The organism is Enterococcus larvae (assembly GCF_017830045.1).
GTDB lineage: Bacteria > Bacillota > Bacilli > Lactobacillales > Enterococcaceae > Enterococcus_L > Enterococcus_L larvae.
The window spans coordinates 1-20,743 of the sequence record NZ_JAEDXU010000016.1; the positions used below are offsets into that span (position 1 = coordinate 1).

The 20,743-nt window shown below is 38.4% G+C and carries 23 protein-coding genes; 18 read left to right on the forward strand and 5 right to left on the reverse strand.

Features of this window, described 5'->3' with window-relative positions; all coding sequences use genetic code 11:
• Positions 1–217 precede the first annotated feature (217 nt).
• From I6N96_RS19135 to I6N96_RS19150, 4 genes are all read left to right on the forward strand, one after another.
• Positions 218–685, forward strand: a complete 468-nt coding sequence (locus I6N96_RS19135) for a VOC family protein (protein WP_209559169.1) — start codon at positions 218–220, stop codon at positions 683–685.
• An 89-nt stretch (positions 686–774) separates the two neighbouring features.
• Positions 775–1,176: an SRPBCC family protein gene (locus I6N96_RS19140; RefSeq protein WP_209559170.1), complete on the forward strand. Its 402-nt coding sequence runs from the start codon at positions 775–777 to the stop codon at positions 1,174–1,176.
• Positions 1,177–1,418: 242 nt separating this feature from the next.
• A complete protein-coding gene (locus I6N96_RS19145) occupies positions 1,419–2,432 on the forward strand; it encodes an SPFH domain-containing protein (RefSeq protein WP_245187066.1) in 1,014 nt (337 codons plus the stop codon).
• A 34-nt stretch (positions 2,433–2,466) separates the two neighbouring features.
• A complete protein-coding gene (locus I6N96_RS19150; protein ID WP_209559172.1) occupies positions 2,467–2,643 on the forward strand; it encodes a type II toxin-antitoxin system antitoxin in 177 nt (58 codons plus the stop codon).
• Positions 2,644–2,825: 182 nt separating this feature from the next.
• On the opposite strand, the gene I6N96_RS19155 is transcribed toward I6N96_RS19150, so the two are convergent.
• The gene (locus I6N96_RS19155) at positions 2,826–3,539 is read right to left on the reverse strand and encodes a B3/B4 domain-containing protein (protein ID WP_209559173.1); all 714 of its coding nucleotides are present in this window, start codon (positions 3,537–3,539) and stop codon (positions 2,826–2,828) included.
• A 309-nt stretch (positions 3,540–3,848) separates the two neighbouring features.
• Between I6N96_RS19155 and I6N96_RS19160 the strand changes: the two genes are divergently transcribed.
• The 4 genes from I6N96_RS19160 (at position 3,849) to I6N96_RS19175 (ending at position 8,781) form a co-directional block, all read left to right on the forward strand.
• Complete coding sequence (locus I6N96_RS19160) at positions 3,849–4,826, forward strand: hypothetical protein (protein WP_209559174.1); 978 nt, start codon at positions 3,849–3,851, stop codon at positions 4,824–4,826.
• 199 nt (positions 4,827–5,025) lie between these two features.
• Positions 5,026–5,430 carry a YbaN family protein gene (locus I6N96_RS19165; RefSeq protein ID WP_209559175.1) on the forward strand — a complete coding sequence of 135 codons (405 nt, stop codon included), beginning with the start codon at positions 5,026–5,028 and terminating at the stop codon, positions 5,428–5,430.
• Positions 5,420–7,138, forward strand: coding sequence for an ABC transporter ATP-binding protein/permease (locus tag I6N96_RS19170; protein ID WP_209559176.1), 1,719 nt, complete (start codon positions 5,420–5,422; stop codon positions 7,136–7,138). Before I6N96_RS19165 ends, I6N96_RS19170 begins: the two co-directional genes overlap by 11 nt.
• Positions 7,135–8,781: an amino acid ABC transporter ATP-binding/permease protein gene (locus tag I6N96_RS19175; protein ID WP_209559177.1), complete on the forward strand. Its 1,647-nt coding sequence runs from the start codon at positions 7,135–7,137 to the stop codon at positions 8,779–8,781. The genes I6N96_RS19170 and I6N96_RS19175 overlap by 4 nt, the downstream gene beginning before the upstream one ends.
• A gap of 236 nt (positions 8,782–9,017) precedes the next feature.
• On the opposite strand, the gene I6N96_RS19180 is transcribed toward I6N96_RS19175, so the two are convergent.
• The 3 genes from I6N96_RS19180 to I6N96_RS19190 form a co-directional block, all read right to left on the reverse strand.
• Complete coding sequence (locus tag I6N96_RS19180) at positions 9,018–9,254, reverse strand: hypothetical protein (RefSeq protein WP_209559178.1); 237 nt, start codon at positions 9,252–9,254, stop codon at positions 9,018–9,020.
• 30 nt (positions 9,255–9,284) lie between these two features.
• Positions 9,285–10,589, reverse strand: coding sequence for a PTS sugar transporter subunit IIC (locus I6N96_RS19185; protein WP_209559240.1), 1,305 nt, complete (start codon positions 10,587–10,589; stop codon positions 9,285–9,287).
• Between the two features lie 381 nt (positions 10,590–10,970).
• Positions 10,971–12,353, reverse strand: a complete 1,383-nt coding sequence (locus tag I6N96_RS19190; RefSeq protein ID WP_209559179.1) for a glycoside hydrolase family 1 protein — start codon at positions 12,351–12,353, stop codon at positions 10,971–10,973.
• A 165-nt stretch (positions 12,354–12,518) separates the two neighbouring features.
• Here I6N96_RS19190 and I6N96_RS19195 point away from each other — a divergent pair, with 165 nt between their 5' ends.
• From I6N96_RS19195 to I6N96_RS19235, 9 genes are all read left to right on the forward strand, one after another.
• Positions 12,519–13,286, forward strand: coding sequence for a MurR/RpiR family transcriptional regulator (locus I6N96_RS19195; protein WP_209559180.1), 768 nt, complete (start codon positions 12,519–12,521; stop codon positions 13,284–13,286).
• A 52-nt stretch (positions 13,287–13,338) separates the two neighbouring features.
• Positions 13,339–13,881 (forward strand): O-acetyl-ADP-ribose deacetylase, encoded by a 543-nt coding sequence (locus tag I6N96_RS19200; RefSeq protein WP_209559181.1) that lies wholly within the window; start codon positions 13,339–13,341, stop codon positions 13,879–13,881.
• Positions 13,882–14,722: 841 nt separating this feature from the next.
• The gene (locus tag I6N96_RS19205; protein ID WP_209559182.1) at positions 14,723–15,640 is read left to right on the forward strand and encodes a hypothetical protein; all 918 of its coding nucleotides are present in this window, start codon (positions 14,723–14,725) and stop codon (positions 15,638–15,640) included.
• Between the two features lie 68 nt (positions 15,641–15,708).
• Complete coding sequence (locus I6N96_RS19210; RefSeq protein ID WP_209559183.1) at positions 15,709–15,954, forward strand: DUF1871 family protein; 246 nt, start codon at positions 15,709–15,711, stop codon at positions 15,952–15,954.
• 76 nt (positions 15,955–16,030) lie between these two features.
• Entirely contained in the window at positions 16,031–16,537 is a 507-nt protein-coding gene (locus I6N96_RS19215) for a hypothetical protein (protein ID WP_209559184.1), read from the forward strand.
• Between the two features lie 136 nt (positions 16,538–16,673).
• On the forward strand, positions 16,674–17,006 hold the full coding sequence (locus I6N96_RS19220) for a hypothetical protein (protein WP_209559185.1): 333 nt from the start codon (positions 16,674–16,676) through the stop codon (positions 17,004–17,006).
• Positions 17,007–17,085: 79 nt separating this feature from the next.
• Positions 17,086–18,075, forward strand: a complete 990-nt coding sequence (locus I6N96_RS19225; RefSeq protein ID WP_209559186.1) for an ADP-ribosylglycohydrolase family protein — start codon at positions 17,086–17,088, stop codon at positions 18,073–18,075.
• A 62-nt stretch (positions 18,076–18,137) separates the two neighbouring features.
• Positions 18,138–18,500 (forward strand): hypothetical protein, encoded by a 363-nt coding sequence (locus I6N96_RS19230; RefSeq protein ID WP_209559187.1) that lies wholly within the window; start codon positions 18,138–18,140, stop codon positions 18,498–18,500.
• Positions 18,501–18,538: 38 nt separating this feature from the next.
• Entirely contained in the window at positions 18,539–18,898 is a 360-nt protein-coding gene (locus I6N96_RS19235; protein WP_209559188.1) for a hypothetical protein, read from the forward strand.
• A gap of 42 nt (positions 18,899–18,940) precedes the next feature.
• Here I6N96_RS19235 and I6N96_RS19240 read toward each other — a convergent pair whose 3' ends face one another.
• On the reverse strand, positions 18,941–19,567 hold the full coding sequence (locus I6N96_RS19240) for a flagellar basal body-associated FliL family protein (protein WP_209559247.1): 627 nt from the start codon (positions 19,565–19,567) through the stop codon (positions 18,941–18,943).
• 337 nt (positions 19,568–19,904) lie between these two features.
• Here I6N96_RS19240 and lepB point away from each other — a divergent pair, with 337 nt between their 5' ends.
• Positions 19,905–20,447: a signal peptidase I gene (gene lepB / locus I6N96_RS19245; RefSeq protein WP_347339099.1), complete on the forward strand. Its 543-nt coding sequence runs from the start codon at positions 19,905–19,907 to the stop codon at positions 20,445–20,447.
• Positions 20,448–20,743: the final 296 nt, after the last annotated feature.

The window sequence follows — 20,743 nt, forward strand, 5'->3', positions numbered from 1 at the left end:
TTCCTTTCTGATTTGGTTTAGTCACTTTAATCTTATAGGTCTGAGTGCTTTTTGTGTACCCTTAAATCAAAAAAAGTGGGACAATGATCAGATTTTCATCTGACTAATGTCCCACTCTCTTTTACTATCATAACGGAACCACGCATTTTACGGCAGAAAATGTGTCTCTTATCTATTATGCTTTTGGTACAATTATTAATAGATAAGGAGTGAGCGCATGAAATTTAGAGGACCAATGCTGATTGTAAAAGACATAGAGAAATCAAAGGGATTTTATACACAAATTATAGGTGTAAGAGTTATTTCTGATTTAGGAGAAAATGCAACCCTTACAGGCGGGCTGGCGCTTCAAACAGAACAGTCATGGCTGACATTCACAAACTGTAAACAGGATTTTTTCCGCTATGGTGGAAATGTAGTCGAAATGTATTTTGAAGAAGAAGATTTTGACGGGTTTATGGAAAAGCTTAGAAAGAAAAAAGTTGAACTGCTTGGTTCTGAGATGATCATGCCATGGGGACAAAAGGTTGCCCGCTTGTATGATCCTGATGGACATATCATTGAGGTAGGCGAGGACTTGAAAATCATGGTAAAACGCTTATACAAAGAAGGGCTGACCATAGATGAACTAGCTGATAAAACCTATATGGAAAAGGGGATGATCGAGAAGATAGTTCATAGCTAAAAGATAGATTAAAGCTATTGCAGCAGCCGATGTATTGCTTGGTTGGTTTTACTGTGGTTATTAAAAAAGAGTTTATAGGGGGTGTGATCATGGCAATTACAAATATAAAGGCTGTTTTTGATTGTGATATCCAACAGGTTTGGCAAATTGTTACATCTTTGACAGAGTATTCATGGCGAAGCGACATAAGTAAAATAGAACAAATCAGTGAACAACAGTTTATTGAATATACTCCGGATGGGTATGCAACGACATTTACCATTACCTCAAGAGAGTATCTCAAGAGCTGGGCATTCGATATGGAAAACGATAATATGAAGGGACATTGGGCTGGTCATTTTTCTCAAGCAAACGGGAAGACAGAAATCGATTTTACCGAGGATGTTACAGCTAAGAAGCTAATAATGAAGCCATTTGTAAAAGGTTACTTAAAAAAACAGCAGGCACAATATGTTGCAGATCTGCAAAAAGCTATTTCAGTAAAACCTTAAAAGAAGCAATAAAATAATGATGAATATAAGAAAAGATCAAGCAAAGTGATTCTGGTATTAAAATTGGGATCATTCTGTCTGATTTTTTTTATTTTGCATGAGTTGAATCGTTGTATGTGAAATAAGTAACAGTTTTCTTTGACAACAAGTATTTTATCTGGTAATATGATTGTAATATTTAAGTGATATCAATTTGATATCACAAGGGAGGATGGAGAAAAATGGAAAATCAAAAAGCAGTAATGAATAAAGTACCAACACAGGAGGTTCAACTAAAAGCAATGAGCGGGATGCCGATGCTGTTATTGAATATTTTCGGGATCGTTTTATCAATCGTTGCATTCATAGTCGGCGTTGTGTATTTAGATCAGGAATCCTTTGTATTAGGCAGTATTTTACTTGGATTAAGCATATTCTACTGGTGCGTACCATTGCCGCTTTTGTTTATGGGGCTAAAAACTATTCGTCCAAATGAGGCAATGGTCATGACATTGTTCGGACGGTATATTGGTACGCTGAAGGGGGAAGGCTTCTACTTTGTTAATCCATTTACAACAGCAGTACCGATCCCAACAAGCTTGGCATCATCAGAGAATGCTCCTGCATTGGAGCCTGAAACTGTAGCTGCCAAAGGGGGAAACAATAATCAACATCGTTCTTCACGCAAGATATCACTGAAAACGATGGCATTGAGTAACAATAAGCAAAAAGTGAATGATCGACTTGGAAATCCAATCATTATCAGTATTGTTGTTATCTGGCGTGTGGCAGACACTGCGAAAGCAATGTTTGATGTGGATAATTTTGCCGAGTATCTTTCTATTCAATGTGATTCTGCGTTGAGAAATATTGTTCGTCTGTACTCTTATGATGCAGCGGATAATGAAGATGCTAATGAGCGAAGCTTACGGGGATCAAGTCAGGAAATCAGCAATCGATTGGCTGAAGAAATTCAATCAAAAGTTGATGTTGCCGGTCTTGAAATCATGGAAGCACGAATCACTCATTTAGCTTATGCTCCGGAAATCGCTGCTGCAATGCTGCAGCGTCAGCAGGCTTCTGCTGTTGTGGATGCTCGTCAACTGATTGTTGAAGGAGCAGTAGGCATGGTTGAAATGGCTCTGGCAAAACTGAGTGAACAGGAAATCGTTGAGTTGGATGATGAGCGCAAAGCAGCTATGGTAAGTAATTTGATGGTTGTTCTATGTGGGAATCGTGATGCACAGCCTATTGTAAATAGCGGATCATTGTACTAAGATACTTTTAGTATCTGCGGAGAGGACTGTTGTTATGGACGGAAAAGAGCAGAAAACAAAAAAACAGGTGCCGCTGCGCCTTTCTACCGCACTGTACAACGAACTGGCTGCGTGGGCGGAGGATGAGTTCCGCAGTGTGAACGGTCAAATCGAATACCTGTTGACGGAGGCCGTAAAAAAGCGTAAGGGTTCCAATGAAAAAGAAGAATGAGGAAGAAACAGCAGCAAACCAGATGTTCAAAATCTATTGCTGCTGATGCCTTCCAGATAAAAAATACCTCATAAAAGCCGTGGATAAAAACAGCTTTTATGAGGTATTTTATTGTGCTTTATTTACTATATTGGCGGGCTATCTTTGTACTAAGTGACTATCAGCCTCAGGAGATCTATACTTTAGCCTATTTCAGCTTCAGCAGTTTCTTTAGATAATGTATAGATTGTGCTGTTAGTCTTGAAATAAGCGTCCACTAAATTTTTCAACTCATGAATTGCTAGATTTGCTCGTTTAGCTTGTTCGTTATTGATGGCTTCTATAACAAGGATCGCATTTGTTGTTTCCTCAGTCAGCATGGTTCGTTGTGCTTCCCGCCAATTCAAACACCGGCAAATTGCTCCAACCTCATCAAAATAGATAAGCTCCTCTGGTAAGGCAGGAGAATCATTCTCTGCTCCAAGAGGGAAAAAGCTCTCTCCACCGTTGGCTTTCCCTAAGTATAAATGCCCTTCTATTTTGTCGACATCTTCCCCGCCGCTCGGGACACCATATTTTAAAGAAACACTGTTGTAGATATCAACAAGAGGATTAATTGGAAAGAATTTTCGTTGCTGGTTCACCCTTTTTAATAATGCTTCAATAGAGGAACGAGCACCCTTTTTCGTTTTGAACTTGCTGAAGGCATCCCGCCATTGTGCAACAACAGGATTGCTGCTGAAGCTTTCTTCTGTTAAAAACTTATCCGCCTCTTTAGCAGCATCCTTTAGCAGTTCGGTAAAATGGGCTTCATCCTTTTCTTCAATGTGGTTATCAATATCCTTCATGACCAAAAAGTTGATTTGAGCTTCTGGAAAAAGCTCCCAAAACTCTTCATTAATGATTACTTTTTTCATTATGATCAGCCTCCTCTATGATGATTGTAGCTGTTCCTAAGAAATAAGGCAATGTGTTATAAAGGTTGTTTTGCCTAATGCTTTCTAATCGAGCAAATACTAGGATGCTGTGATGAAGGGCTGATCCAATGCGATTTCTTTATTTTTTGTTATTTTATAAGAGATACAAACTAATTATATATTTAAGGTATTTCTAATTATATATTAAAAAATAAAGTTTTTTAGTATGTAAAACTAAGCTTTTGATCATGTATTGCATTTGTTTCTTGTTATGATAAGATGTTATTATAACGAGGAAGGGAATGATAAATGTTGAAACGTTTGAAAAAAGTATTGGTTGGTGCCGGATTAGGTTTATTATTTGTATTTCCAATGGGTGCTAGTGCAGATTCGAGTGAATTTATCCACATTGGAAGCAATGATTTGCGTGGGGGAGTAGCAGACGAAATCGATGGTTATCTATCGGAGTATTTTAGCTCAAAGCAAGAAGAGTTGAATGAATTGCTGGAAAGTGGTCAAATAACTGAAGCTGAATATGAGGCACAGAATGAGGCGATTGAGAAGGAATGGCAAGAAGAAGACCTGATCATCAATCAACTGCAGCTATTCAAGCCATCATACATGGCACATGTTAAGGATATCAGCCCAGATTGGTCAGACCCTTATACGAATATTCATGGGGTGGAATTTGCTGAGAATTTAGAAATGTTAAGCGGTGAATTTACGAATCCTGTTTATGATTTGAGACCAGTCAGTGCCGCTAAAAAGCTGAAAGAATTGCGCCTTCCTATTGCCAATCAGCATGCGTTGACTGATTTAGCCGGCTTAGAGAATCTAGAACAATTGTATCTAGAAGGCAAAGGCTTCGGCACAGAAGATGAGGAAATGGCCGCAGAAGAAGCCGTGCAAGAAGAACTAGGCTACTATTATGACGCTATCTACACACAAGCGTTACTGACAGATGTTTCTGCATTGTCTAGTTTGAATAAGCTAAGCAGACTAGACATTTATTCTGAAGGAGCGCTACCAGTAGTTACACTCAGACAAGGAACAACTTCTTATGAATTAGTTGATCCGGTCATCCTGTCTTCTCAATTCGATGGTGCAGAAATAGAGTACCATTCCTATCTGAATCAAGGAGACGAAGATTATAGCTTTGAAAGTAATGAGGAAGTCAAATGGGAAGGATTAACAGGTTCAGAGCGCTTCTTGTCATTCTCTTTCAGTGTTAGAAAAGGCAATTATTCCTTCGACGGAGAGGGACAAATCCCAATTCGCTGGAAATAGGCAAGGTTTATTTGAGGAAGCCTAAAATGAAACAGCATTTGACTAAATGGAACAGAAATAAAAAAACAGTATTGAGAATCATTCTCAGTGCTGTTTTTTTGTGCTATACTTAACAAGTTGAATGGAAGATATTTTACCAAGATAATTTTAATACTAAAAAAAGAGACACATAATTATTTAGAAATAGGAGTAGTGATTCATGAAAAAATTTCTTTTTATTGCGCTGGGGGCAGTGACATTTGCTTTAGGAACATTGGGAATATTCCTGCCGTTTCTACCAACAACAGTTTTCTATTTATTAACAGGATTTTTCTGGTTGAGAAGCTCTGATAAGCTGTACAATCGCTTTATTCAATCGGAAAGCTATCAAAAATATGTTGAGAAACCAATCCTTCAAAAAAATATTTCTACAAAGAATATGATCAAGATGTTTTTAGCTATTTTTATTGTTTTTCTGATTCCTTGCATTATTGTTGATAATTTGATGATGAGAGTAACTATGGGGATTGTTTATGTCACCCATGTTGTCTTACTGACATGGTATTTAAAAGGAAAGAATCGCAGTGTAGCTTCTGCTGAAGTAGGTAACCGTAATGATCGATAAACGGCTTTTTCAGTTAGTTGAAAAAAAACAACTGGTACTTTTGGTGGCAGCTCGACTATTGAATCTGATTTTATCTATTTTCATCTGGTTTATGTTTGCGGAAGCTTTGGCACTTTACCTTGAGCAAGGGGTACTGAACAGCGGGAAAATCATTATTGCTGCAGTGGGTGTACTTGTAGTAAAAAGCTTTTTAGCCAAGATGATTGAGATGTTGACCTATGAATCCTCGGCTGAGCTTCGCTTATCTATCCGTAAGGCAGTGATGGCAAAAGCATTTCGAATGGGAAATAGTGAAGGTCAACTGGCTCCTGCTACATTGGCGCAGCTTTCAGTAGATGGTATTGAGCAGTTGGAAATCTATTATGCTCGATTTTTGCCGCAATTTTTCTACTGTATGTTGGCTTCGTTGATGATTTTTTTCACATTAGGTCCATTTGCTTGGAAACCTGCGTTGGTTCTTTTGGTATGTATGCCGTTGATTCCGATCGTGATCATGGCGGTCATGAAAATTGCCAAGAGAATATTGAGCAGTTATTGGGGCAGATATACAGATTTAGGGACGAAGTTTCATGAAAATCTAAACGGACTGAGCGTTTTGAAAGCTTATGATCAGGATGAATTCAAGCAAAAGGAAGTTGCTGAAGATGCGGAGCGTTTCCGTAAAGTAACAATGAGCTTGCTGTCTATGCAATTGAATTCAATCACAATTATGGATATCATTTCCTATAGCGGTGCGGCTTTGGGTATTGGGTTAGCATTGTTGACCTATCAACAGGGCGGCATCAGTACAGTCGGGATGATTATGTTTCTATTGTTAAGCGCAGAATTTTTTATTCCCATGCGTCAGCTGGGCTCATTGTTTCATGTAGCGATGAATGGCATCAGTGCTTGCGGAAAGCTGTTTACCTATTTGGAACTTCCGGAACAAGAATACGGTACGGAGACAATCAATACACCGCTGAACGAGATTAAGGTTGAAGATATTTCTTTTCAATATAAAGGATCAGATACACTTGCATTACAGCGGGTTTCTGCTTCATTCAAAAAAGGAGAATTTTCTGCATTAGTTGGGAAATCCGGCTCAGGAAAGAGTACCTTTGTACGTTTACTTCTGCACCAGTTATCAGGACATAATGGAAAAATCCTTTGGGGAAACAATGAGCTGAAAGAGTTGGATGCAGCTGCTATCCATAAACGAGCATTGCTTGTAGATAATCATGGGTACCTATATCCTACTTCAATCAAGGAAAACCTATTACTTGCAGCGTCTAGTGCTTCGGATGAAGAATTATGGCAGGTATTGGAAAAAGTGCGTATGAAAGCTTTTGTCGAGCAGCTTCCAATGCAGTTGGAGGATGTACTGACTGAGAATGGCAGTAATTTATCTGGTGGTCAGAGACAACGACTGCTTTTGGCACGAGCCTTACTAAGTGAAACGGAATTTTATGTATTTGATGAAATCACCTCAGGAATCGACCTTGAGAGTGAGGAAATAATTTTGACTGTTTTAAAAGAGCTTTCGCAAGAAAGAATCGTTTTATTCATTTCTCATCGTCTTTATAATGTATTGAAGGCCGATCAGGTAATGGTTTTTGAGAACGGAAGAGTGGTTGAAAACGGAACTCCTAATGAGTTACAACAGGGAACAGGGTATTTCCAAAATTATTTCCAAGAAGAAAGTCAGCTACTGAAGGAGGGAAATCGATGAACCAATCAAATGTTATCCTTTGGCTGATTTCCTTTGTGAAGCCGCTGAGGGGGAAAATGAGCTTGGCAATTTTACTTGGGATCATCAGTAATTTATCGGTGATAGCTATCCCAATTATTGGAACAAGAGAGCTTTGGCGACTTTTTTCCGGAGAGGCAACAAATGCGATGAACGCAATGCTGTTGATGATTGGCTGTGGTCTCTTGCGAGGTGTTGCCCGTTACTGTGAACAGTACCTGAATCATGATATTGCTTTTCGCTTACTAGCCTATATTCGTGAACAAATTTTTGCTGTTTTGAGAAAACTGGGACCAGCTCGATTGACTGGCAAGCGGAGCGGAGAGTTGATTACGGCGATCACTTCAGATGTCGAAGCTCTGGAAGTCTTTTTTGCCCATACGATTTCACCGACATTTATCGCTTTAGGGACAACAGTTGTTTCTGTTGGTTATCTATGGAGCTACAACTGGGTATTAGCACTTATTCTACTTGGCGGTCAGCTGCTAGTGGGAGTGGTGATTCCTATAGTTGGTTATCAAAAAAGTAAAAAAATCGGGGATGCCTATCAGAGTGCGCTAGCAGAAATGAATCAGTATGTGATGGAAAATGTAGAAAGCTTGCAGGATATTGCGCAATACGATTTGGGCGAGCAACGTCTGGAACAGCTCGAGAAATCTGGTAAAAGCTTGAATAAACAATACAAAGGACGATTGAAGCAATCTACTTTATTACAGATAATAAGCGAGGCTGTGCTGGTTGGGACAGCAGTAGGTATCCTGCTCTTAGGGAATACACTGAATCTACCAGCAGAAACAGTAATAACCAGTACGGTGCTTAGTCTGAGTTCATTTGGTTCAGTTCTTGCGTTAAGTGGTTTAGGGAATGCGCTTCTTACAACTTTGGCAAGTGGTCGTCGTTTGTATGAGCTTGTGCAGGAGGAAGCTGTTGTCTCATTTGAGGATAGTGAACAAGAACTATCACAGTTTTCTGGTGCAAAGTTAAAAGATGTGTCATTTGCTTATGAAGGCACAGACAAGGTAGTAAATCAGCTTTCTTTAGATATAGAGCAAGGCACTGTCTTAGGTATTGGTGGAGAAAGCGGCAGTGGGAAAAGTACTCTTCTTAAATTGCTGATGCGCTACTGGGACCCTCAGACTGGAACGATTCAAATCAGTGATACGAAGCTGACGCAAATCTCAGAGCGATCCCTTCATCAATTGGAAGGGGTCATGGAGCAGACGACCTTTATCTTTGAGGATACTATCGCAAACAATATCAGCTTAAGAAAAGAAAGCTATTCCATTCAGGAGATAGAGGCGGCGGCACAGCAGGCAGCACTTCATGAATGGATCATATCCTTACCCGATGGCTATGACACAATGATTGGCGGACAAGCTAGATCTGTATCGGATGGAGAGCGTCAACGATTTGGTTTGGCACGTCTATTTCTGCATGATGCACCATTCCTGTTATTGGATGAGCCAACTAGTAATCTGGATTACATCAATGAGCAAGAGATATTGAATGCATTATCTTCGGAAGCAGCAGAGAAAACAGTTTTCTTGATTTCCCATAGAGCGACTACATTAGCATTTGCTGATCAACAGCTGTTTTTGGAAAAGGGAAAGCTAGTTACAAAATAGAAAAGAGGCGGGACCAAAAGTGAGATGCTCCGAGAATTAAGAAGAAATATAGGAAAATGGCTTTTCATATTTTCAGTATCCAAGTAGGTACTTTCCCACATCAGAATTACTGCAGTAGTTGTTGTGTGTTAAAGCAATTTCGACTTAATTTCGAAGGAGCAGCTTTTGGCTCGCCGTTTATTCGTAGAGTGTGAGACAATTTCTAATTTGATTATTGTCTTGCACCTTTTTTGCGGTTAGCTTTTTGATTTGATATTTTGTAAATAAGCATTTTGTAGAATGACCGCAGTTATCAAAGTGCTAAGAACGATTGGCAGCAGCGTTCCAACGGCTGTGCTGATGAATGCTGCCGCAAGTAATAGCAGAATTGTTAAACCCAGTAGTTTTCCAAAAGATAGTCGTATTTTTTTCCAATAACGACTGATAAGAAAATGGGTCAGGAAAATGATACTGCCGCATAAGAGATAGGTCATTAGGTAGCCCTCTTTTCATTTTGTAGTTAATCAGTTGATGCTTGCTTCTTCCTGAGATTCTTGCTCTATTTGCATCTTTTCAAACGCCTTGAAGAACGGGTAATAAATCATCAGAGAAACAGCAAAGCAGACGAAGACCATCACGCAGGCGACCCAATTCCAGTTGGAAGTAATCAGAGCACCAAGTGGAGCTGGTATAGAGAATGGCGGCTTGACCATCATTTTTGGCATCCAGCCAAGAACTGTCACAATGTAGACCAGTATCGTGTTAACGATTGGCACTAAGATGAATGGAATCGCCAGTATCGGGTTCATAACGATCGGTGCACCAAAGATTACAGGCTCATTGATGTTGAATATACCTGGAAGAATGGATAGTCGTCCTAATTGCTTCAAGTATTTTGAGCGTGAGAAAAGGAATAAAACTACTAACGCTAAGGTTGCACCAGTACCGCCCATTTGCGCATACCACTGGTAAAATTGTTCAGTAAATAAATTCGGTAATTTAAAAGCACTCATACCGTTTTGAAACAGCTCGGCGTTCTCAATGATTGCTTGATCCCAGAATGGACGAATCACTGGTCCTAGAACAGCGTGACCATGAATACCTAGCGCCCAGAATAGACAAATCATGAATTGGGTGATGACGCCTCCAAGAAGGTTATTCCCAGTGAGGAATCCCTTCAATGGTGAGATAGCTAAGCTTAATAATTCATTCAAATTAAAATTTAAAAAATGTCTTGGAATCCAGAATAATAAAATGACGATCAATGTTGGTAAAAGTGCAGCAAAAGATTCACCGACAACAGGTGGTACACCTGCGGGCATTTTAATCTCAAGATTTTTTTCTTTCGTGAAACGATAGATTTCAACAGAAATAAGTGCGGCTACAATAGCGCCAAAAAGCCCTTGAGAGCCCAATGGTGTAATGGGAATATACCGCCCGGCAGCAACTGTATTTCCGAACGTATCGATGCCTTCTTGAATATTGACGGGTACGACCATCAATAATGTAGCAAGCATAGATAAAAACCCACTGGTTATTTTGTCTAGTTTATATGTGCTTCCCAAAAATGCTCCGATTGTGAAGGAGGCATAAAGTGACATCAGTCCAACAGTAAAACGAAACGGCACATCTAAAGCCTGTAAGTAGGGTGCAATCATTTCCGAGTAGCCGGTAATCGGCAGATTCAATAGGATTGTGAAGAATGAGCCGACAATAGTTAAAGGCAAAATGGAAATCAATCCATTTCTAACAGCCTGCAAATGTCTTTGGTTACCGATAGCATTTGCAATAGGCAGCAACTTAATAGCAAGATTATCAAAAACTTTCATCATAAGAGGTTCTCCTTTTTTCATGGAAGAATCTGATCAGATAACTTCACAGATTCTAAAATTTTGATGGTCCGATATCCTCTACTTCTAGGTTCTTGTGTATGCAAGAGTAGAGGTTCTCCTTTTGATTGTGGAAGAATCTGATCATGTAACTTTACAGATTCTTAAACTTTGTGGTCCGATATCCTCTACTTCTAGGTTCTTGTGTATGCAAGAGTAGAGGTTCTCCTTTTGATTGTGGAAGAATCTGATCAGATAACTTCACAGATTCTAAAATTTTGATGGTCCGATGTCCATTTTCCTAGCATTTTTGGTGAAAGGGAAATGGCTCTCCTTTTTTTCATGGATGAGTCAGGTCAAATAATTTTCTTGTCGTTATTTCTATTCAAAGCCATGTTGTTCTGTGACGGTTTTGAACCATTTTCCTGATTTTTTGCAGGTCTTTTCGCCAGTTTCGATATCCAATCGATAGAAGCCGTAACGGTTTTTATAAGCATTTCCCCAGGACCAGCAATCCACAAAGGTCCACATATGATAGCCCAGGCAATTTGCTCCTTCATCGATTGCTTGATTCAAATAGCTCAAGTGCTCCTTAAGAAAATCGATCCTGTAATCATCCTGCACGACGCCATCCTTCATGAATCGTTCTTCATCTTGAATACCGATACCGTTCTCTGAAACAAACCAGTCGATATTACCATATTCTTGTTGAATTTTTTTAGCAATGTCATAGATGCCTTTGGGATATATTTCGATTCCTCTGGATGTATTCATTCGACGACCGGGCATTTCATAATTATCAAAGAACCATTCCGGAGAAAAAACACCTTCTGGATTAGGTAGACATTCCTTTGCCCTCACTCTTCGAGGTCGATAGTAATTGATGCCTAGAAGATCGATTTTTGTTGACGAGATAAGCTGCGTATCTTCGTTTGTTACCTCAGGAAGCTGATTATATTTTTGAAGGATCACTTTTAATTTGTCAGGGTATTTTCCTTTTAGAATAGCGTCATTGATACTTTTCGTGTAGAAAAGATCGGCCATTTCTGCTGCTAAAAGATCAGCTGGATTTTGACTTCGGGGATACACAGGGATCACGTCCATGATAATCCCGATTTTGCCAGGAAGTTCCATCTCACGATAGCATTTCACTGCTTCACAATGAGCAAGAACGATATGATGAAGAACAGTGGCTGCTCGTTTGAAGTCAACGACATAAGGATAATGGCGATCATGAAGATAACCGGCTTCAGCAGGGATCATCGGTTCGTTGAAGGTAAACCAATACTTGACGCGATCACCAAACAACTCAAAGCAGGTTTTTGCATAGTCAGTATAGGCTTGAATGACTTTGCGGTTTTCAAAGCCTCCGATTTCTTGAAGCTTCATTGGCATATCAAAATGATAGAGATTGATAAATGGCTCGATTCCCTGAGCTAACAGTTCATTGATCATTTCGTTGTAAAAATCAACCCCTTGTTGATTGATTTCTCCGGTTCCTTCTGGGAAAATCCTAGACCAGGAAATAGATGTCCGAAAAGAGTTAAAACCTATTTCTTTCATTCTTTGTATATCTTCTTTAATATCTCGATAGAAGTAGGAGGTATGTTCCGTAGTCACACCATCATAAAAGCGGAAATTAAAATGCTTAGATGAGTAATCCCAAATATTCTCTCCTTTGCCGTCATTTTTTTCACGTCCTTCTGCTTGAGTTGCACTACTGGCAGCTCCCCAGAAGAATGTTTTTGGAAAATTGATTGTCATGTTGTTCCTCCTCGTTTGTCTATTGCAGATTGTTTGGGCGCCCTCTATAATGAAGTATAGCACCAGCAAATCTGAAATGTTATGCGCTTTCAAACTGTTGTCATTTGTATCGACAGCTTGATATTATTGACAAATCTGTCACAGCTTGTGACAAGGAGGACAACTATGCTTTTTTTAGACTACATTCCTGAACTGAATCCGTTAGAGTACGATATTTATCATTATATTGCGAATAACTTAAAAGCTGTTTCTTATATGCGAATCAGGGATCTTGCAGAAGAGACGCATACTAGTACAGCAAGTATTCAGCGTTTTTGCCATAAATTTGAATGCAATGGATTTGCAGAATTTAAGGTAAAGCTTCAGCTGTATGCAGATTCGCTGCAAAAAGCACAAGTTTCTGATGTTGATGAGGCACAATACATCCATTTTCTTGAACGAGTCAACGACCCCTTTTTGAAAGATAAGATTGAAAAAGCTGTAGATATGCTTTATGACAAAGGTTTGGTTCTGTTTCTTGGTTCAGGTTCATCGGAAATGATTGCCGGATATGGCATGTTGTATTTTAGCAACCTATCTCAAACAGCTCTGCGAATCGAAGACCCATCAAATTACCCCATCGAATGGTTTCCAGATGATGTGCTGCAGAATACCTGTGTGATCGCTCTGTCTGTAACTGGAGAAACAAAAGAAATTATCCATTATATCAAACGGTTGAATACAAAGAAATGTCCAATCATTTCTATTACGAATGGCGATAGTTCGACAATCAGTCGAATGTCTGATCTAAATATCCCTTATACGATCAATCGTGAAACTATTTATAAAACAAGTGATAATCACGATAAAACAATTGAACTGACCTCTCAACTGCCTGCACTTTTTCTAATTGAAAAAATAGCAAAACGTCTAAGGCTGCGTAAAAATATTTGATCAAAACCTGTTTATTTACGAAAATTAGAACAACTCGTCAAAGGAGCGTGAAATGATAGTTATGAAAATTAAGCTGAAGTTAGGGGACATCACTAAATTACAGACAGATGCCATTGTTAATGCGGCTAATAGTTCGTTATTAGGAGGCGGTGGTGTCGATGGAGCGATTCATCGAGCAGCAGGCAGACAATTGGTGGAGGAATGTCGAATGCTTAATGGCTGCCGTACAGGAGAAGCAAAGATAACAAAGGGATATAAGCTTTCTGCAAAACATGTTATCCATACTGTTGGACCTGTTTGGAACGGCGGTACAAAAAATGAGGAAGCCCTTTTACGTGACTGTTATCAGAATAGTTTAGTCTTGGCTGTGAAAAATGGGCTGCAGTCAATTGCGTTTCCTTGTATTAGTACGGGAAGGTATCGTTTCCCTATTCAATTGGCCACGGAGATTGCAGTAGAAACAGTTACTACGTTTGCTTCTCTAAACAATGGACTGGATGAAGTCATTTTTATTTGCAACGATCAGGAAAATTATAACCAGTATAGCAACTTGTTGGAGGCTATAAATAATTCTGCTGTTAGTGTAGAATTTTAGCCAATAAATACTATGAAGTGAGTGGGATAATAATCTGTACCCACTTTTTTTCACACCTTGAATCCGAATAAATGACGAGTCAGAAGCAGCTCCTACGGCAATAAGCCGGAATTGAACAAAAATTTGTGAAACAATTTTTGTGCATTCCGGCTTATTGTTTTGAATCATTGAGATTGCTTACAAAGTAAGCAGAGCAGATGCTGAAAAGTACCTACCTGGTACTTGCAGCTAAACACTTCTGTCTCGGCTTCTTTTTGAAATAGACTATAAATGCTGATTTGTTATAAATATAGCCATATCAAGGAACTTGAAGAAATATACTGTATTTTTGTTTGAGGTTAGAAAAACTGCCTAACGATAAATAGACAGACTCAGCCTCTGCTTATGTGACTCATGTACTAATCAAACTTATTCAGCATGTCTATTTTCCAATTAGAATATTTTCAGCCTTTTTACTTTGCGCAACTTTTTTTAAAAGAAGAAATAGCTGGCTTTCTCTATAATAAGATTCATCAAGTAATTCGTTTGATGGTCAAACAGCTGAAGCTGGCTTCAGTCAACATAGGTTCGATTCCTGTATTACTTATAAAGACACTAACAGCAAACCAATCACGTCTATCTGGCTAATAGGAAAAACGTGTCTTGTAAGGGCGCCAACAGCAAACAAACAACCTACTCTTTCCGAGAATGTGAAAAGAAGCGCCCTGTAAAAAAAGGAGTGCAGCAGAAACGACATAGCTGGTCGTTTCTGCTGTTTAGTGGTATGAAATCATGAGAAATGGAAAAATCAAAGTGTATTGAGTCAGTTTGTCAGTAATTAAACATAACAGGAGGGATAATCATGGGAGAGTTTAGCAATGAAGTATTTAAGTTGATGATGGAAGATGTTGTAAATGACAGTTTTTATGTAGAAAAATTATCAAATAGAGGGAAAATATCTGAAATCAGAAAGCTTGCAGAAATAGTAGTTAGAAGAATTTTGAATTACTCAAATGAAGAGTTTGTTACACTGGGAAATCATGACATAGTAACAAAACTAAAAGAAAAAAGTAATAATAATGAGCTTTTACTCGAATCTTTAATGGTGATAAAAAATGAGGGAAATGATGGCACTCATACTCAAAAAGTTGAAGAGTTTTCAGATGAAACGCTTGAAATTGTTATCAACAATTTATTCAATCTATATTCGTATTTGTTAATTGAATATTTTGAGAAATATGCATTTGGGCGCAATGCTATGGTTATGTCTTCTTTTTCTATCCTTCCGCCAAGTATAAGATATATTGTGTTGAACTACTTATATGAGAAAGATCCTATGAATTTGCAAGTGATTGACAAGCTTACTTTGGCGATATTAAAGGCAAAAGGAAAGTCTGAAGCAATCGAATGGATTGAAGAAAGAAAGTTAACTTTAATAGAAATGAGTTCTGTTAGTAAGAAAGCAGAAGAAAATATTATAGGTAAACTAGGATTTGAAGTAGCAACTGTTTTTCTTGCAGAGAGGCCTAACATGTACGATCTATGCAAGACAAGAGTTATAGAAGTCAGTAAGCAAATAGAAAAAATGGGCCCACGTTATACAAGTTTTGAAAATGCTGTTGATTTATATAGAGAAAAAGGAGTGTTGATAGGGGAAGAGGATGAGATTATTGCTTTTAACTCAATTATGCAGTTCCTGTATTTAGGGAGACAACGAGAAGACAATGAACTATTGGATGAAAAGTATTCTTCTTACTATTTATCAACCGATGGAAAATGATCAACTAAAGAGGTATATGAATATCTAGAAAGGCTTGTCAGGCAATACAAAACCAAAGGAGAACGTCTATGTATAAAGAAATAGAGGAAATAATCAATGGCTGGGATCCGATGAATCTGCTTCCGCTTGCTCCGGATGATGAGTATAGCTTTGAAATCAAAAAAATTATTGATGTATTAGAGAAACAGCCGGATATAAATGAGTCGGAGCTTGATGCAGCAATAAGCCAAATATTCAATCAAGCATTCGATGTATCATATTTTCATGCAGAAGATGAGCATATTGCTAAACAGATTTTGTTCGCTGTGGGCTAAGAAATTCTCGTGTATCATCAGACATGGATATGGGTGTTTGTTTTTACAAGGACAGTCAAGAAGAGGAGCAGGTGGGATGATAGAACAGATCAAGCAGTTATTGGATGGCAGCAGAATCAAAGAGATTTATCTGGTTTGGGTCATGGATACTGAAGCTGGCCTGCTGGAGTTTTATCCGGACTTGCGATTTCTTTATCTTGAGTTTGCGACAGGAATCATTGAATGTCGCTCTGTTGAGCAATATTCAAGACTTAAGCTGAGCCTTGTTGATTCAGTCAGATACGATTTCGAGATCGATGAGGATATGTTCAGAGCAACTTCCAGAGCCGGTGAATTGATTCTAGATAACCCGGATTTGCTGACGAATGAAATCACCAGTCTTACATTTTATGACGTGAAGGAATCAGAGAAGGAAGTGCATTGTCTTGCACTTGAGATGCAGTTGAAATCCGGTCAGTTCATTTTCATAGACCCGACATTTCTCCATGGTATTGGTATAGGCGGTTATAATCAGAAGAAATTATGGAGAGAAAATTTGCCCGAAGGTTTAGAAGTAAAGGCGAAACGAGTTGCTCTTTCATAAAAATCGTGAAATAGAATTGATAAAGCATCAAAAGAAGTTGACTAAAACGACCGATAAAGGTGGTTTGTCTGCTTCTTTTTTTGGTAAAATGATAGTGAAAATCTTTTTTTTGGAAAGAAGATAGGAGCAAATAACTATGTCTGTAGCATTGATGATCGACAATCCAATAAATGAAAAAGAGGAATACTTGTATGTTCCGATTGCTGCTGAGCACACCTTTGAGAAATACTGGCAAACAGCAGCAAAGCAGTTGGAGTTGGAATGGGTTCCATTTTTTCAATCAGGAATCGTTATAGGTTGGGAAAGAGAATCTGTAATCATAGAGGAACTTGAAAAAATAAAAAACTGGTTTTTGATCAATGTTTCAGATCAGGCACGGTTAACTTCACTGTTGGAGCGAGTGGTCAATGTTATTCATGCTGTGAAGAAAGTCTTCAAGGACAAGGAAATACGTATTTTTATCGGTTGATTTTATTGTTCTTTCAGTAATGTATTGAAGAGTGGAGTGCAAATGAAGATAGGAAAATGGATAAGAAGAGGAGACAGTAATGGAAAATAGCAAAAGTATGTCTATGAAACGCAACAAGAAGTCAGCTGTGAATCGAAAAAATCAAATTGATTCTGTGCTATTTGGTTTTATTGTTGGTGACTGTCTAGGTGTTCCGGTTGAGTTCAAAAAAAGAGGGACTTATACAGTAAGTGAAATGACGGGCTATGGCACATACAATCAACCGCCGGGAACCTGGTCAGATGACACCTCTTTAACTCTGTGTTTGGCAGAGAATATGGCAGAATCAGGAAATATAACATCGTTAATGGAAAAATTTGTCAATTATCGAGATAACGGCTACATGACACCCTTTGGAGAAATGTTTGATATAGGTGTGACTACGATTGAAGCTATTGAAAGATTTAAACAAGGAATCCCTGCTGATAAATGTGGTGGAGCAGGAGAACGTGAAAATGGAAATGGCGCTTTGATGAGGATATCTCCTCTTGTTTTTACATTGCAGAAGGAACAAGATTTTGAGAAACGAGCGGCTGTTGTGACGATGTATTCTGAAATCACCCATGCGCATCCTCGCTCAATCGTTGCGTCACTTCTATATGTTGAATTGATGCGGAATATGAGCTGTGGGCATAACTTGAAAGACTCATTACAGCTTATTCAACAAGAGTTTTCAGCTCACTTTGACCATGAGCATATTTATATGAACGAGCTATTGAATTTTTCTCGTATTTTTCAAGATGATTTCTTTATACTTTCCGAAGAACAGATTCATTCCAGCGGATATGTTGTTGACAGCTTGGAAGCGGCAATCTGGTGTCTAGGTACAACTTCATCTTATGATACGGCTGTGTTGAAGGCTGTGAATCTGGGGGAAGATACAGATACGATTGGCGCAATCACAGGTAGCCTCGCAGGTCTGTATTATACATTTGAGGAAATCCCGGAAAAGTGGCTTCGTACTATTAAAAATGGACCACTTCTTGATAACGTGATTCAAAAGTTTACTGAATGGATTTCATCTAACTAGAGGGTGGCGGATGCTGTTAATTCGTTTGCTGCAATAGATTGCTGTTAGAGGAGTAGAAGAAAATGAAGCTGGAACCTGGTTGTCCTGACTGTGGGAATGAATTAATGACGGAAATAGAAGGGGGAAGAACATTCGTAGTTTCATGTACGAGTTGCAGCTGGAGTGCAGTAACAAGTTACTTTTCTCCCATTGAGCAGGATAACACTCTATATCATGTATACTTAGAAAAGAATCGTATATTGACAAGTGAACAGATTCGAACAACTGCAAAAATTTCCCCAAAAAGCTACCTTGATATTGGAAGAGCTGTGACGGATAAAGAGTTCCTGATTTTTGAGGGCAATGCTATAGAGGCTCAACAAATAAAGAGGATACTGGAAGAGCAGAAAATAGCTTTCTTTATAGTACCTGAGTTTGATTATTGAAGCACTTGTTTTATTGTGAAGGGAGCTTGGTAATATCAATGAATTATTATTGCAAATTATTTATTCAAACTGAGTTATCCAAAGAAGGAATAGCCGAAAAAATTGTTGACCTACTTGGTATACAATTTAACCGTCATTTTTCAACAGAAACAGATTTTTTTACTCTGGATATTCGTGATAATCGGATACTCGATGAGCATAAAGAGAGAGAACAGACAACCGATTTTCTGTTTTTTCCTTATTTTTTAGATATAGATATTCTCAATGAGAAAAAAAGCAAGGAGTATAAGGCAGTGATCTGTCAATTGCTTCACTGCTTCCGTGAGGTTGGATGGCAGGCTGTGGCAGCTTGTGATTTTGAAGAAGAACTAATTCAAAATAGTGAGACTGACAAATAAAAAATCCCTTCAAGCCAAATTAGCTTGAGGGGATTTCTTCAGTTATCTGTTTGTTTGGTCATCTTCGTTCTGATCATGCTGTTCTGGATGGTAGTCAGGCTGATCATAGGAATCTGTAGAAGGCGTATGATAAGAACCCTCATGTGGTGCATAATAATCGTGCGTCTGCTCTTGATACGGCGGCTGTACATACTGAGCATCATTCCCACCGTATTGATCAGTTTGAGAATACTGATCCTCTGAGTTGTTCTGGTATGTTGAATCAGCTTGTGAATAATAATCATTCTGTTGTTGTGTCTCATTATACAGATTTGCATCCGAGTACTGTTGATTTTCTTGATAATACTGATCATAATCGTAGTTGCTGTTCTGTTCACCATAATTATTTTGGTAATCAGTTGTTGATTGATCGGTATAATAAGCATCTTGATTGGAGGAATAATTAGTGCTTTCCTCTGTATGGTTGGCTGAATCTGTATTATTCAGATAAACATAGCTTTGATCTTGGGGAGCTGCGACAGTAGTTTGAGCTACTTGCTGCTCGACTTTCTTTTGAAGTTTGGCTTGCTTCTGGTTTTTATCTCCAGTTAAGGTCAGGTAAATAATCAAAGCAATCATAATGATTGTTAGGATAATCAGCCCGATATACTGGCCAAATGATATAAACATGATGACCTCCCTAGGTAGTTAATCTTTCTATAGTGTATCAAATGTTTCTTTTGACGTCATCCCTTTTACAGGAAATTTTCAAAGTCTTAACCATATTACTGAAAAAACGACTGAAAAAAGTCGAAAATCATTTGCTTTTCTCTTCATATCAGTATTTTGCGTTACTGATAATGGGAGACTCTAGAAATGGGCCACTTCTTGATAGTAGATATTCCTGTCAAAAAATAGAAATTTCTATTCCTCATTTCCATAGTTAATTATTTGTAAATATGGTCAATTATGTTTGGATAGATAAATTGGTTGTGGTAAACTGTACTAAGCAAGTTTTTTTGGAGGAATACTATTGAAATCAAAAGAGATGTTAAAAACTATACTATTTTTTATCGGATTGGCAGCAGTCCTGTTTTTGCTTAGACAGTTTGTCTTCACACCAGTTGTTGTAAAAGGACATTCTATGGACCCTACGCTAGCTGACGGCGAGCGAGTGATCGCGTTTAAGAATACAAAAATTGAGCGTTTCGATATCGTGACGTTTCCTGCTCCGGATGAACCCAACAAGAATTATATCAAGCGAGTGATTGGCTTACCGGGAGAAACGGTTGAGTATAAAAATGATGTATTGTATGTGGACGGAAAAGAAATGGACGAGCCTTATTTAGATGAGTTCAAATCTGAACTGACGGATGGCGGACCATTGACCTATGATTTTTCATTGGAGGATATAGGTGCTAAAACTGTCCCGGAAGGTGAGTACTTTGTTTTAGGAGACAATCGTAGAAATTCTAAGGATGGGCGAATGATTGGATTCGTTAGCGAAGATAAAATTTTGGGTGATGTCAAGTTTGTTTTATGGCCGTTGGATCGTTTTGGTACAATCTGATCTCGACTATAAGGAAATAAAAAAATCATGGCTGGGATTGTCACTATCCCGGCTTTTTATTTTGCTGAAAAGGCGAAGCGTTCTACTCCATAGTTTATATGTTTTGGTGGTGGAAATCCTCGTTGGCTATTATAATTATCTATAGTGAACAAATGAAGTCAGAGATTGAAAAGGATGATTGAGATGATCTGAAAAATCTGTGGACATGATTGATATCCTTTTAACGAAGAGGTAGAAGGATGCATTGAAATCTTTTGTTTTTGGCTACTGGAGTTTGCTCAAAAATGATTTTACAG